The organism is Amycolatopsis sp. cmx-11-51 (assembly GCF_047608665.1).
Taxonomy (GTDB): Bacteria; Actinomycetota; Actinomycetes; order Mycobacteriales; family Pseudonocardiaceae; genus Amycolatopsis.
Window position 1 is genome coordinate 1438722 of record NZ_JADNQO010000001.1, and the last position, 14478, is coordinate 1453199.

11 protein-coding genes are annotated in these 14478 nt (G+C 69.5%); 8 read left to right on the forward strand and 3 right to left on the reverse strand.

All coding sequences use genetic code 11. From position 1 onward, the window contains the following. Positions 1 to 110: 110 nt before the first annotated feature. Complete coding sequence (locus ACM6LU_RS07270) at positions 111 to 1211, reverse strand: globin domain-containing protein (protein ID WP_414937120.1); 1101 nt, start codon at positions 1209 to 1211, stop codon at positions 111 to 113. A gap of 456 nt (positions 1212 to 1667) precedes the next feature. After that, entirely contained in the window at positions 1668 to 2873 is a 1206-nt protein-coding gene (locus tag ACM6LU_RS07275; RefSeq protein WP_414936755.1) for a globin domain-containing protein, read from the reverse strand. 269 nt (positions 2874 to 3142) lie between these two features. On the opposite strand from ACM6LU_RS07275, the gene ACM6LU_RS07280 reads away from it, so the two are divergent. From ACM6LU_RS07280 to ACM6LU_RS07295, 4 genes are all read left to right on the forward strand, one after another. Next, entirely contained in the window at positions 3143 to 3607 is a 465-nt protein-coding gene (locus ACM6LU_RS07280; RefSeq protein ID WP_414936756.1) for a MarR family winged helix-turn-helix transcriptional regulator, read from the forward strand. A gap of 75 nt (positions 3608 to 3682) precedes the next feature. Next, complete coding sequence (locus ACM6LU_RS07285) at positions 3683 to 4882, forward strand: MFS transporter (RefSeq protein ID WP_414936757.1); 1200 nt, start codon at positions 3683 to 3685, stop codon at positions 4880 to 4882. A gap of 73 nt (positions 4883 to 4955) precedes the next feature. Next, a complete protein-coding gene (gene clpB / locus ACM6LU_RS07290) occupies positions 4956 to 7553 on the forward strand; it encodes an ATP-dependent chaperone ClpB (protein ID WP_414936758.1) in 2598 nt (865 codons plus the stop codon). A gap of 196 nt (positions 7554 to 7749) precedes the next feature. Further along, positions 7750 to 8460 carry a hypothetical protein gene (locus ACM6LU_RS07295; RefSeq protein WP_414936759.1) on the forward strand — a complete coding sequence of 237 codons (711 nt, stop codon included), beginning with the start codon at positions 7750 to 7752 and terminating at the stop codon, positions 8458 to 8460. Between the two features lie 21 nt (positions 8461 to 8481). Here ACM6LU_RS07295 and ACM6LU_RS07300 read toward each other — a convergent pair whose 3' ends face one another. Continuing rightward, on the reverse strand, positions 8482 to 9615 hold the full coding sequence (locus ACM6LU_RS07300) for a hypothetical protein (protein ID WP_414936760.1): 1134 nt from the start codon (positions 9613 to 9615) through the stop codon (positions 8482 to 8484). Between the two features lie 92 nt (positions 9616 to 9707). On the opposite strand from ACM6LU_RS07300, the gene ACM6LU_RS07305 reads away from it, so the two are divergent. The 4 genes from ACM6LU_RS07305 to ACM6LU_RS07320 all read left to right on the forward strand — a co-directional run bounded on the left by ACM6LU_RS07305 (position 9708) and on the right by ACM6LU_RS07320 (position 14439). Beyond that, positions 9708 to 10475, forward strand: coding sequence for an SDR family NAD(P)-dependent oxidoreductase (locus ACM6LU_RS07305; protein WP_414936761.1), 768 nt, complete (start codon positions 9708 to 9710; stop codon positions 10473 to 10475). Positions 10476 to 10564: 89 nt separating this feature from the next. Further along, complete coding sequence (locus ACM6LU_RS07310) at positions 10565 to 11059, forward strand: PepSY domain-containing protein (RefSeq protein WP_414936762.1); 495 nt, start codon at positions 10565 to 10567, stop codon at positions 11057 to 11059. An 84-nt stretch (positions 11060 to 11143) separates the two neighbouring features. After that, positions 11144 to 11902, forward strand: a complete 759-nt coding sequence (locus tag ACM6LU_RS07315) for an ABC transporter ATP-binding protein (RefSeq protein WP_414936763.1) — start codon at positions 11144 to 11146, stop codon at positions 11900 to 11902. Beyond that, entirely contained in the window at positions 11902 to 14439 is a 2538-nt protein-coding gene (locus tag ACM6LU_RS07320; RefSeq protein ID WP_414936764.1) for an ABC transporter permease, read from the forward strand. The genes ACM6LU_RS07315 and ACM6LU_RS07320 overlap by 1 nt, the downstream gene beginning before the upstream one ends. The last annotated feature ends 39 nt before the right edge of the window (positions 14440 to 14478 follow it).

A 14478-nucleotide genomic window follows, 5' to 3' on the forward strand; every position in this document is an offset into this window, starting at 1 on the left:
TGGTCTAGACCATAAATCCGACGGTGACCGCGGTCAATGGTTCATGGACCTACTGCTGCGTAAAGCCCAAGTAGTACGGCCGAACGGCCTAATACGAACGAATCGCCCGCTCAATCCAGGGTGAAGGGGTCGTACTTGATCCTCGCCAGGTCCGTGCCCGCGCCGAGCAGTTTCGCGATCGTCGCGCGGATCATCGCCGGAGACCCGGCGATGTACACGTCGCGGTCCTTCCAGGCGCCGCGCTGCGTGACCGCCATGGCCAGCGTGCCGCGGTCACCGCCGGGGACGGTGCCTTCCTCGGTTACCGGGGTCACCGTCAGCCAAGAGCAGGTGACGGCCAGCCCGCGGAGATCGTCGAGGGCGTAGAGGTCTTCCGGTTCGCGGCCGCCGAAGAACAGGTGCACCGGCGGGTTGTGCTTCCAGCGCGACATTTCGTCGAGCAGGGCGAGCAGCGGCGCGATCCCGGTGCCCCCGCCGATCATCAGCAGCGAACGGTTTTCCGTGTGGTGCACCGAAAGCGCGCCGAGTGAGGGGCCGAGGCGCCAAACGTCGCCGACCCGGGTGTGGTGGACGATCGCGCGCGAGACCCAGCCGCCGCGCACGGCGTGCACGTGGAACTCCAACATCCCGTCGTCGTGTGGCGCGGTCGCCGGCGAGAAGTACCGCCACATCCGGGGCCGCTGCGGGACTTCGACGCTGACGTAGCCGCCGGCCCGGTACGGGAGCGGCTGGTCGGTGCGCACCTTGATGACGGCGACGTCGCGGGACGCGGGACGGTGTTCGACCACGGTCGCCTTCCACCACGCGGGCCCGATCTCCTTGACGGCGGCCTCGCGCATGCTTGTCGAAATGACGCCGTACGCGGTGACCCAGGCGTCTTCCACCTCGGGTGTCCAGTCGTCTTTCGAGAACCGTTTCAGTGCGGCGATCAGCGCGACACCGACTGCGTCGTAATGGCGGCCGAGGACGTCGAACTTCCGGTGATCCCGGCCGAGCTGGCCGAGGAAGGTGGCCAGTTCGTCGGGCCGGTCCACCATCTGCACGACGTAGACGAGCGCGCGCAGTAAACGATTTCGTTGCGTGGCCATGGTGATCGGGAACAATGCCCTGGCGTCCGGTGAAACGGAGAAGAGCACCCCGTAGAAGTACTGGGACAGCTCCTCGGCCTTGGCTTCGACGGCGGCGAAACTCTCCCGGATGAGTTTGGCCAGCTGGACGGTCTTGTCCGCTGAGGGCGCTTCGACCAGTGGCGGGACGGGAACCGGTGAAGATCTCGACGAACTCGGTGGATGTTCGTATTTCACTGTTTCGGCTGCCATGGGTGACGATGTTCTCCAGTTTGATCGGGCATATTCTCCAAACCCGATGTCGTGATCGTGCTCGTGGTCCCCCGAAGGTTCTCGACTGTATGCCCGAAGGTCGGAAAAGGATCCGGGAATGGATGTTTCCCGCTCGAACGGACCAAACGATATACGCGCCGTCAACCCCGTCTGGCACTAAGTAAAAATGATCATGCGAGTCCGTTTTCCGTTGCCTGCCAGTGATTTTCGCAGTTCGCGGCGAAACATGATCCGCCGATCGAGTGGCGTTCTTTCCGCGATCAGCCGGTTACGTAACGGTGCGCGGACTTTCGCTGATCTCCATTGTGGAGTCGCCTTCACCGACGACTAGTCGATGGTGAAGGGGTCGTACGCGATCTGGTCGAGCGCGCTGCCCGCGACCAGCATCCGGGACACCGTCGCCCGGATCATCGTGGGCGAACCGGACACGAGGATTCGGTGCCCCGGCCAGGATCCTTGCTGGGTAACGGCTTCCGCGAGCGTGCCCTGTACACAACCGGGGGCTTCGTCACCGCGTTCGACCACCGGGGTCACGGTGAGCCAGGGGTTCGTGGCCGCGAGGGCACGCAACTCGTCGAGGTCGTACAGGTCCTCACGCGACGGTCCACCGTAGAACAGCTGGACGTCGGGGTTCTCGCCCCATTGCGCGAGGTCGTCCAAAATGGCGCGCAACGGCGCGACGCCGGTACCGCCGGCGATCATCAGGACGGGGCGGGCGTCGGCCCGGTCGACCGCGAGCCTGCCGAGCGGCGGCCCCAGCCGCCAGACGTCGCCCGCCTGCGTGTGGCTCACGATGGCCCTGGACACCCAGCCGCCGTCGACGGCGCGCACGTGGAACTCGATGCCACCGTCCTCGCGCGGCGCGTTCGCCGGGGACAGGTAGCGCCAGAGCCGCGGCCGCTGCGGGACCTCGACGCTCATGTACTGACCGGGCTGGTACGGCACCGGGAATTCGGGCTGGACGCGGACCAGGGCGAGATCCCAGGTGAGCCGCCGGTGTTCGAGCACGGTTGCCGACCACGACGCCGGGTTGACGTCGGCCGCGGCGGCCTCCTGCATCGCGCGGGCGACGATGGTGAACGCCTCCGCCCATGCCCGTTCGACCTCCGGTGTCCAGTCCGGGCCGAGGTGGTTCTTGAGCGAGGCGAGCAGTGCCGTGCCGACGGCCTCGTAGTGCCGGGGGATGACGCCGAACTTGCGGTGGTCGCGGCCGAGCTGGGTCAGGAACGGCACGAGGTCGTCCGGCCGGTCGACCATCTGCACGATGTGGACCAGCGCGCGCACCAGCCTGCCGCGCTGGACCTCCATGTTGATCGGGAAGAAGTCCCGGGTGGCGGGCGCGAGGGTGAACAGCATCCCGTAGAAGAACTGGGAGATCTCCGGAATGAAGGGCTCCGACTTCGCCCAGGTGTCGCGGATGAGCCGCACCATCGCGGTGACCGCGGGCGGGGCTTCCCGTGGCGCGGAGGACCGCGGGACGGGACTGATCGCGTCGGCCGTCACGGGCGCGGATTCACTGATCGGGAAGTGCATACCGGAAGGGGATTCCGACGGTTCACGGACGAGGGGCCACTGGAGAAGAATTCACGGTTCATTCACCTCTCCGGTCAGTGGCTGTCCGCCGGTCGGCTGGTTCCGGCTCGTCCGCGAGACTAGCTGCCGAGAGCCCTTTTGCCCGCATCGTTGCTCCGGACGGGTGTACTCGAAACCAGGCCGCAGTGGGCGATCTCACGAGGTAAATAGTTGCCTTGCGCAAGTGTTGCCGAATAAAGTTGTACTGTACAAGTAGCTGGGAGGCAACGATGAGCTCCGCCGACGACGCCAGGGTCGAACTGATGCGTGAGTTGAAGGCCGCCTCCCACTTGCAGCACGCGTGGATCATGCAGGCCTGGCAGGACGACCCCGGTTTGCATCCCGCCGCCGCGATGCTGCTGTCCGATCTGGCGAAGCACGGCGAAGCGCGCCCTTCGGAACTGGCCAAACGACGTTTTGTGGACCTTTCGGTCGTGAGCCGTCAGATCTCCCAGCTGTCCGCGGCGGGGATGGTCGACCGACGTCCCGCGCCCGAGGACGGCCGTGCGTCGATCATCAGCATCTCCGAACAGGGGCGCGCGGAACTGGGTCGCAGACGGGCGGGCTATCTGGCGTTCATGGAGCGTGCGCTCGGTGACTGGGACGAAGAGAAGGTCCTCGAGTTGACCACGCGCCTCGCCGAGATGAACGCCGACGTTCGCGCCGTCCTGTCGGTGCGGACGTGCGACGTTTGACGTCCGCCGTTCCTACCCGCCGGTCTTGACTGAACGGACCTTTCGTAGCGCTGTGACGCCGGTAGCGTCGAAGTCGTGCGGAGCCGGGTCGCGTTGCTGGTCGCCTTGGGTATCGACAACTTCGGCTCGGGACTCTTCCTCCCGCTCGGGCTGGTCTTCGTCATCCGTGTGGTGGGTCTGCCCCTCGCCCAGGCGGGGCTCGCGGTCACTCTCGGTGCGTTCGCCGGTCTGCTCGTTCCCGCGTTCGCCGGGCGGCTCGTCGACCTGTTCGGCTCGCGCACGGTGATGATCTGCTCCCATCTTCTGCAAGCCGCCGGGGCGGGCGCGTTCCTGCTGGCCGGTGGTTTCGCCGGGGTCGTCGGCGCGTCGGTCATGCTCGCGGCCGGGCAACAGCTGTTCTACAGCTCGCAGTTCTCGCTCATCGCCGACGTCGCGGGCGAAGGCCCGAAGGACCGGCCGTTCGCCGAAGCCGCGATGGTCCGCTCCGCGGGCTTCGGGCTCGGCGGGCTCGCGGCGGCCGTGCTGCTGGTGTGTGCCGGGGCTGAGGGCCTCTATGTCGCCGTCATCGTCGACGTCTTCACCTTCGTCGTCGCCGCGGCCATCCTCGCGACACTGATGCCGCCGCTGCCGCGGCACACGCGACGGCTCTCGGGGCCCGCACGGGTCTGGCGGAACCGCCCCTACCTCTCGCTGATCGTGTTCAGCGGGCTCTTCGCGCTCACGATGGACTTCTTCCTCATCGGGATGCCGGTGTACATCTTCAACGCGCTGCAGGGTCCTGGCTGGCTTCCCGGCGCGATCATCGCCCTGCTCACCGTCGTCACCAGTCTGGGTGGTGTCGTCGGGTTGCGGCTCACCCGGCGGCTGACCCGGATCGCCGCGATGCGCGCGGGCTCGGCGTTGTTCGCGGTGTGGTGCCTGGCGTGCCTCGCGGTGGTTTTCGTCCCGAAGGTCCTCCAGCCGATCTACCTGCTCGGAGCGACCCTCGTGCTGGCCGCGGGCGATCTCGCGTTCGGCCCGCGGTCCGGGGCGCTGGCCGAAGCCGCGGCGCCGCCGGAGGCGCGAGGGCGGTATCTGGCGGCCTTCCAGTACGCGTTCACCCTCGCCGCGATGATCGCTCCGGCCGTCGTCGCGCTGTTCTCCGTGGCAGTCTGGATCCCGTGGGTGCTCGTGGCCGCGTGCGCCTGCGCCGCCGTCGTCGGCCTCGGCAGGGTGGGCCCGCGCCTGCCCGCGGAGGCGGTCTCGCCGGGTGGCGGCGGAGGAATTCAGAGTTGAGCGGAACAGACTCAACTTTCCTGGCGTTGTACCTGTCGACAACAGCATCGCAGGACCTAGCACGAGGTGAGGGATGGACGCTTTCAACCCGACCACGAAGACCCAGCAGGTGATCTCGTCGGCGGCGCAGGCGGCCACGATGGCGGGTAACCCGCACGTGGCGGCCGCGCACCTGCTCGGCGCCCTGCTGGCGCAGGGTGAGGGGCTCACCGCACCGCTGCTGACCGCGGTCGGGGCCGACCCCGCGCAGGTGCACAAGGAGCTGGAGCCGCTGATCGCGGCGCTGCCCTCGGCGACCGGTGCCACCGTGTCGAGCCCGCAGTTCGACGCGCACGCCGTCAAGGCGCTGACCCACGCGCAGAAGCTCGCGACCGAACTCGGCGACGAGTACGTTTCGACAGAGCACCTTCTCGTCGGCCTCGCCACCGAAGGCGGCCCGGTGGCCGACCTGCTCAAGCGGCACGGCGCCACCCCGGACGCGCTGCGCGAGGCGTTCGCCAAGGTGCGCGGCTCCGCGCGGATCACCAGCGCGGATCCGGAGAGCACGTTCAAGGCGCTGGAGAAGTACGGCGTCGACCTGACCGAGCGCGCCCGTGCCGGTGAGCTGGACCCGGTGATCGGCCGTGACACCGAGATCCGCCGCGTGGTGCAGGTGCTCTCGCGCCGCACCAAGAACAACCCCGTGCTGATCGGCGAGCCCGGCGTCGGCAAGACCGCCATCGTCGAGGGGCTCGCCCAGCGCATCATCGCCGGTGACGTGCCGGAGTCGCTTCGGGGCAAGCGGGTCGTGGCGCTGGACCTCGGCTCGATGGTCGCGGGCGCCAAGTTCCGCGGCGAGTTCGAAGAGCGGCTCAAGGCCGTGCTCAAGGAGATCACCGACTCCGCGGGCGAGGTCGTCACCTTCATCGACGAGCTGCACACCATCGTCGGTGCGGGCGCGACCGGCGAGGGCGCGATGGACGCGGGCAACATGATCAAGCCGATGCTCGCCCGCGGCGAGCTGCGGATGGTCGGCGCGACCACGCTCGACGAGTACCGCCAGCACATCGAGAAGGACGCCGCGCTGGAGCGGCGCTTCCAGCAGGTGCTGGTCGGCGAACCGTCCACAGAGGACACGATCGGCATCCTGCGCGGGCTCAAGGAGCGGTACGAGGTGCACCACGGTGTGCGCATCACCGATGCCGCGCTGGTCGCCGCCGCGACGCTGTCCGACCGCTACATCACCGCCCGGTTCCTGCCGGACAAGGCGATCGACCTGGTCGACGAAGCCGCGTCGAAGCTCCGCATGGAGATCGATTCGCGGCCGGTCGAGATCGACGAGGTCGAGCGCGCCGTGCGGCGGATGGAGATCGAGGAGATGGCACTGTCCAAAGAGGACGATGCCGCCTCGAAGGACCGGCTCGCCGTGCTGCGTTCGGAGCTGGCCGAGAAGCGGGAGACGCTGACGGCACTGACCGCGCGCTGGCAGAACGAGAAGGGCTCGATCGAGCGCGTCCGCGACCTCAAAGAGCAGCTGGAGCAGCTGCGCGGCGAATCCGAACGCGCCGAACGCGACGGCGACCTCGGCAAGGCCGCCGAACTTCGCTACGGCCGGATTCCCGCGCTGGAGAAGGAGTTCGAGGCCGCGATCGCGGCCAGCGAGGTCAGCCAGCAGAACGTCATGCTGAAGGAAGAGGTCAGCGCGGACGACGTCGCCGACGTGGTCAGCGCCTGGACCGGCATCCCGGCGGGACGGCTGCTGGAGGGCGAGACGGGCAAGCTGCTCCGGATGGAGGACGAGCTCGGCAGGCGGGTCGTCGGGCAGAAGGAGGCCGTGCAGGTCGTCTCGGACGCGGTGCGCCGCACCCGGGCCGGCGTCGCGGACCCCGACCGGCCGACCGGTTCGTTCCTGTTCCTCGGCCCGACCGGGGTCGGCAAGACCGAGCTGGCGAAGGCGCTGGCGGAGTTCCTGTTCGACGACGAGCGGGCGATGCTGCGGATCGACATGAGCGAGTACGCGGAGAAGCATTCGGTGGCGCGCCTGGTCGGGGCACCGCCGGGGTACGTCGGCTACGACCAGGGCGGGCAGCTGACCGAGTCCGTGCGCAGGCGGCCGTATTCGGTGGTGCTGCTGGACGAGGTCGAGAAGGCGCACCCGGACGTGTTCGACGTGCTCCTGCAGGTGCTCGACGACGGACGGCTCACCGACGGCCAGGGCCGCACGGTGGACTTCCGCAACACGATCCTGGTCCTGACCTCGAACCTCGGTTCGCAGGCCATCGCCGATCCGGCGCTCGACGAGCGCCAGCGCCATGACGCGGTGATGGCGGTGGTGCAGCGGCAGTTCAAACCGGAGTTCCTGAACCGGCTGGACGACATCGTGGTCTTCCACGCGCTCGGCACCGACGAGCTGACGTCCATTGTGGACATCCAGATCGATCGGCTCGCCTCGCGGCTCTCGCGGCGCCGCCTGACGCTGGAGGTCACCGCCGGGGCACGCGAGTGGCTCGCGCTGAACGGCTTCGACCCGATCTACGGCGCGCGGCCGCTGCGGCGGCTGGTGCAGTCGGCGATCGGGGACAAGCTGGCGAAACAGTTGCTGGCCGGTGAGATCCGCGACGGCGACACGGTCCGGGTGGACATCCCCGCCCAGGAGGCGTCGGAGGCCCTGACGGTCAGCCGGGTGGAGTGAGCTAGCGGTCCGTGAAGGCCTCCTTGAGGGACCCAGAGTCCCTCAAAGAGGCCTTCACGGACTTGCGTGAATCGTTGGCGATACAGCGATTTGTCGACGTTTCGGGAAGTCTCCAGGGGTGCGGCACCGAAAGGGGTGGCGCGACACGGCGCCCAGCGATCACGTCCGGTGAGCGCGGGGGGATACCCTGACCGTCGTGGGTATTCCGGCGTGGATCTGGTTCGTCATCGCCGCCGTCGCCTTGGTGGCGGGGCTGGGGCTGCTCGCGGCCGACCGGGCGAAGGAAGGCTCGCGCAATCGCGAGCGAATGCGCTGGGCCGAGCTGCGCGGCTGGCAGTTCGCCGAGGAGGACGAGCGGTTGCCGCGGCAGTGGTCGGGCGGTGCCATCGGGTACTTCGGTGCGCAGGTGGCGGTCAACGTCGTGGCCGGGTCCACCTTCACCTCCGACGGACGGCGTCCCGTCTTCATCTTCGACATCGAGACCGAGGGCCAGATCCCGGCGGTCGTGGTCGCCGTGCGCTGCAACCGCGTGCACGAGACGCCGCTGGAGATGTGGTTGTCCAGCGTGCCGTTCCAGCGCCAGGGCATGCCCGAGATGCTCGGCCCGATCGGCCAGCGTTACGCCTTCGCGGACGACGCCGAGGGCGCCCGCAAGGTGATCACGCAGGAACTCGTCGACGCGGCGGACTCGCTCGGCGGTGACGTCGGCGTGGCGTGGCTGGAGAACGAGTGGGTGCTCGCGAGTGTCGCCCCGAACGCCGGGCCGTCGCGGCTCGAGCGGCTGCTGCGCGACCTCGGCGAGATCGCCGACATCGTGGACCCGTTCGACGAGGAGTACAACAACGCGCCGACCCCTGGCCGCCACTGGCAGGCCGAGAAAGCCGACGATGCGGAGTCCAAGGGCTAGGAGTCAGGCGCGGCCTGCCCGTCAGGACCGCTTGAGTTCCAGCGGAAGCGCGCCGGCGATGACGCCGGTGTGCTTCCGCTGACCGAGCACCGTCAGATCGAGCGTTCCGGATTGCCTGAGATGCCCGGCTTGCGCGGGATCGCCGGTGGGCAGGACCCCGCGCGATGACGTCGCCGTGGTTCCGTGAGCGGATGCCACGTCGCCGACGCCGAGGTCGCCGCTGCTCGTGTTCGCGCCGGACCCGGTGAGCGCGGAGCCGTGCCGTGCCAGGCTCGCGTCCTGCTCGGTGGTCACCAGCCCGGTCGCCGGGCCGACGGTGCCGCCGAGGACGTGTTTCTGGCCGAAGCCGGTGCCGGAACTGACGGCCAAGGGCAGGACGCCCTTGAACCGGCCGCCACCGTGCTGTGCCGACGTCGTCCCGATGGCGGCGAAATTCCCGAGATCGAGGGCGTGCCCGGAAGACCGGCCTGCCTCGAGCAGTCCGCCGAGGTCGCCGGAAAAGCCGCCGTCGAGCCGCAGGGCCCGGTGGAGTTCGCCGACGGCGCGCTGGTCGGTCTCATTGATCACGCCGAACCCGGGTAGCGGGCGGAAAGCCTGGTAAGTCCCCTCGGACGCGCCGATTCCACGCCCGTCCTCGGTGATGAGGGCGGGCGTACCGGTGCGCGGATCGAGGACGGCCTCGGTCAGCCGCGCTCCGCTCCGCTCGAGTTTGGTCTCGTTCCCGGCCACGGCACTGCCGTAGGGAGCGAGCTTCACCGTGTTCCGCTGGCCTTGCGTGACGACCTCGGTGGTCTTCGACGCGGCGAGCGCGCCGACCTTGTCCCCGCGGACCGTGACGCCGTCGCGGGTCTCGACGGTCTCACTCGCCGATCGGCGGACATCCGCGAAGACCTTCGAGCCGCCGAGGTCCTTGCTGTAGACGTTCCGTTCGGCGATGTTCAGGAAGCCGCGAAGGACGGACGTATCGCCTTCGCTGGTGACGCCGATTCCGCGGTCGAGGGTGCCTTCGCGCTTGTGGTCGAGAGGCAGCGGGGTCGGCGGGTCGGTCTGGGCGGCGAGCGAGGTGGCCGGGCCGGCGAGCAACAACGCCAGCGGCGCGGCACCGGCCGCGACCTTGGGCAGATAGCTCGGCTTGCGCCTGCTGTGCTTCCCCATGCTGCGGGACGATACTTCCCGACTTCGCCAGATGCACTTCAGGTCCCCACTGTGGGTGGTTTCCCAGGCCGACCGGCGAGTAGGTTCCCGGTATGACATCCACCGCCCTGATCACCGGCGCCACCGCCGGCATCGGCGCGCAGTTCGCGCGCAGGCTCGCCGCCGAGGCCTACGACCTCGTGCTCGTCGCCCGCGATGTCGACAGGCTGGAGAGCTTCGCCGCGGAACTGGTCGAGGCGCACGGCGTCGAGGTCGTCGTCCTGCCCGCCGATCTGTCCGAAGTGGACGGACGTGCGCTCGTCGAGGCCCTGCTGGCCGAGGAGCCGGTGGACCTGCTGGTGAACAACGCGGGTTTCGGGCTCAACGGCGACTTCTGGACCATCCCGCCGGACGCGTTGCAGCGTCAGCTCGACGTCAACGTCACCGCTGTCCTGCGGCTGACGCGCGCCGCGCTGCCGGGAATGATCGAGCGCGGCGAGGGCGCGATCATCAACGTCAGCTCGGTCGCCGGCTTCTTCAGCGGACGCGGCTCGACGTACACGGCCAGCAAGAACTGGGTCACGTCGTTCACCGAAGGCATCGCGGCCTCGCTGCCGGAGAACGTCCGCATGATGGCGCTCTGCCCCGGGTTCACCACCACGGAGTTCCATGAGCGGGCGGGTCTGGACAAGCCGGGCCCCAAGGCGTTCTGGCTTCGTGTCGAGCAGGTGGTGGACGAGGCGCTCGCGGATCTGCGCCGCGGCAAGGTGATCTCGGTGCCGAGCCTGCGGTACAAGGCGATCGTCGCGGTCGGCGGCCTGCTGCCGAGGGCGGTGCTGCGCAAGCTCGGTGGCGGGTTCGGCGGCAAGGGCCGCACCTGAGGGTCCGGCATCGGGGTGACACCGTTACCCCACGGTGCCCTCCAGCGGGACAACGGTTCGCGCCTGTGCCGGGCGGGTATTCGTGGATCATGAGGTCATCACGTCTTGTCGCGGCCGGAGTGCTGACGCTGGCTTTGGCCGCTTGTTCCACCGAGCCGCCGGCGGGCCCGGCGGCACCGGCGCCAGGCGGGGAGAGCGCACAGCCGGTGAAGGCGATCGAGGCGGCGGCGGGCGCCGTGCCCGACGGGCGGGTCTTCGATGTGGAACTCGCGAAAGACGGGTGGGAGATCAAGGTCGCGTCGAACGGGCAGGAACACAAGGTGCGGGTGAGCCGCGACGGTGGCCAGGTGCTCGGCAAACAGCAGACGGCCAAACCGAGCGACGACTTGGCGAAGGTCGAACAGTCGGGTGTCGACGCGGTCAAGGCACTGCGGACCGCACAGCAGCGCCAGCCCGGTGAGCTGGACGAGTTGGAGATCGATCGCGCCGCCGACGGCACCCTTGTCTGGGAGGTCGCGCTTCGCGACGGCACGGGAACCGAGCATGAGGTCATCGTGGATGCCAAGACCGGCGAAGCTCGCTGATCCGACGGGGTAGGGCGCGCCCTACCCCGGAAACGCACGTTCACCCCAGGGTGCATTCGGCCAGGTGTTCCTAGGGTTTTCCCCATGAACACTGGGTGCAGCGGTGACGCGGTCCGGCTCGACGGCGTCCGCAAGGAATACGGCAAGGGCGTCATCGCCCTGGACGGGGTGACACTGGCGTTCCCGCGCGGCGGCTTCACCGCCGTGATGGGCCCTTCGGGCTCGGGCAAGAGCACCTTCCTGCACTGCGCGGCCGGGCTGGACCGGCCGACGTCGGGGTCCGTCGTGCTCGACGGGCAGGAGCTGGCCGGGATGAGCGAGACGAAGCTGACGAAGCTGCGCCGCGACCGGGTCGGTTTCGTCTTCCAGGCCTTCAACCTGCTTCCGGCACTGACCGTCGAGCAGAACGTCACGCTCCCGCAGCAGCTCGCCGGTGCCAAGCCGGACCGCCGTGTCGTCGAGGAGATGCTCACCCGCGTCGGGCTTTCGGGGCGCCGCAAGCACCTTCCCGGCGAACTTTCCGGCGGGCAGGCGCAGCGCGTCGCGATCGCGCGGGCGCTGGTCACCCGGCCCGCGGTGGTCTTCGCCGACGAGCCGACCGGCGCGCTCGACACCCGCACCGCCGCCGAAGTACTGGGACTGCTGCGCGAGTCGGTCCGTACCACCGGACAGACGGTGATCATGGTGACCCACGACCCGATGGCCGCCTCGTACGCCGACCGCGTCATCTTCCTCGCCGACGGCCGGATCGCGGACGAACTGCACGCGCCGACCGCGGACGTCGTCGCCGAACGCATGATCCACCTGGGTGCCTGGGGCAGCCCCGCGCGGGCGGGTGCGTGATGCTGCGACTCGCTTTCCGGACCCTGCGCCTGCGCAAGGGCGGCTTCATCGGCACCTTCATCGCCGTCTTCTTCGGCGCGCTGATCGTCGCCTCCTGCGGTGGCCTCATGGAGACCGGCATCCGCGGCAACGCGGAACCGCAACGTCTCGCGGCGGCGCCGATCCTCGTCACCGGCGATCAGACCTTCGAACTGTCCAAAAGCGACCCGGCCACCCTCGACCCCGACGACAAGCACAAGACCGAGGGTGTGCGGCTCCCCGAGCGGGTCCGGCTCGACAACGGCCTGATCTCCCGGATCCGCTCCGTGCCAGGTGTCTCGGACGTCGTCGGTGAAGTGAGCTTCCCACTCGCGGCGGCCGGGCGGCCCGCGCTCGGCCACGCTTGGGATTCCGCCGCGCTGACCCCGTACGTGCTGGTCGAGGGTGTCGCGCCCGCCGCGGGTGAGGTCGTCGTCGAGTCGACGTCGGGTCTGAAGCCCGGCGCCCTCGTCGACGTCGCCGCGCGCGGCACGACCGCGGGCTTCCGGGTTTCGGGGGTGGCCGGTGCGCCGCGTTCGATCACGCCGGCCGCCGTGTTCTTCTCCGCCGCCGACGCCGCCAGGCTCTCCGGATACCCGGGCAAGGCCGACGTCATCGGCGTCTTCACCAAACCGGGCGCCGACGTCGAAGCGGTGCGGGCGAGCGTCGCCAAGGCCGCGGCCGGGGCGACCGTCCTGAGTGGCATCGACCGCGGTGTCGCGGAGTTCCCCGAGGCCGATTCGAGCGGGGCCAACCTGATCGTCATCGCCGCGGTGTCCGGCGGCCTTTCGGTGATGGTCGCGATGTTCGTCGTCGCCAGCACGCTGAGCCTGTCCACCCAGCAGCGTTCGCGTGAGCTCGCACTGATGCGGGCGATCGGCACGACCCCTCGCCAGCTTCGGCGCATGGTCCTCGGCGAGGCGCTGGCCGTCGGTCTGCTCGCCACCGCGCTCGCCGCCGTCCTCGGCCCGTTCCTCGGCGAGTGGTTGTTCGGGCAACTGGTCGAAAACGGTGTCGTGCCCGAGGTTCTGCGGTTCTACCAGGGCTGGCTGCCCGCGGTGGTCGGCGCGGGTGCCGCGATGCTCGCGGTGTTCGTCGCCGCCACCGTGGCAGGCCACCGGGCCGGGAAGATCCGGCCGACCGAGGCGCTCGCCGAAGCCGCGGTCACCCGCCGCTGGCTGACTCCGACGCGTGTCGTGGTCGCCGCACTCTGCTTCGGTGGCGGCCTCGCGCTGGCCATCGTGACCGTCGCGGTGATGACCGGCCCGATCGCGGCCAGCACGGCCGGGCCCGCGGTGATCCTCTGGGCGATTGGCGTCGCGATGATCACCCCTGGCGTCGCGAAGGTGATGACGGCGATCCTGCAGTGGCCGATCCGCCTGCTCGGTGGCATCGACGGCCGTCTCGCCGTGCTCAACACCCGTGCCGGGATCGTCCGGGCCGCCGGTGCGGTCACCCCGATCATGCTCGCCGTCGGGATCGCGACCGCGCACATCTACCTGCAGACCACCCAGCAGGAGCTGGCGAATCAGGCGTTCACCGAGGACGTCCGCGCCGACGCCGTGATCGGCACACCGCACCGAACCGGGTTGTCGCCGGACCTGGTCCAGCGGATCCAGAACGTGCCCGGTGTCGCCGGGGTGTCCGAGTACGTCACCAGCACCGTGTTCATCGAGGCACCGTACGACGACTCCGACGACGGGCGCCCGGCGATCGGCCTCACCGCGTCCGGCGCGGGCGCGACGACCGACACCAAGGTGACCCAGGGCGACCTCAAGGCGCTGACCGGCAGGAGCGTCGCGCTCCCCGACGTCTTCGCGAAGGACTTCGATCGCGGCATCGGCGACACGCTGAGCCTGAAACTCGGCGACGGCGCCGCTGTCGACGTCAAGGTCGTCGCGGTGACCAGCCAGCGCCCCGGTTTCGAGAGCCTGCTGCTCCCGGCCGATCTCCTGGCCCCGCACACCACCGCCGGGCTCGCCGGGCAGATGCTGGTCCGCGCCGCTCCGGACGTCGATCCGGCGGCGCTGACCGAACGGCTCCGCGAGGTGACGGCCGGGCAGCCGGTGTCCGTCGGCGACCGGGACGCGCTCGTCGCGGCGCACGCCGCGGACCAGGCCGTCGGCGCGTGGGTGAACTACCTGCTGGTCGGGATGATCACCGCCTACACGGTGATCTCGGTAGCCAACACACTGGTGATGGCGACCGTGCGGCGGCGCCGCGAGTTCGGCCTCCAGCGGCTCACCGGCTCGACCAGGGCACAGGTCCTGCGGATGGCGGGCTTCGAAGGCGGGGTCGTCGCGCTGATCGGGATCGTGCTCGGCACCGTAGTCTCGGCGGGCGCGATCGTCCCGTTCTGCCTGGTGGCGACCGATTCCCTGCTGCCGATGGGCTCCCCGCTGATCTACTTGACCATCATCGGGCTCGCCGCGGCGCTCGCGCTGGCGGCGACCCTGGTCCCGGCCTTCGCGGCGACCCGCGGTCAGGCCGTGGACGCCGCGACGTCCGGCAGTGACTGAGCGCACTGGAGGAAACACCCCGGTGGTGCGCCGCGAGCC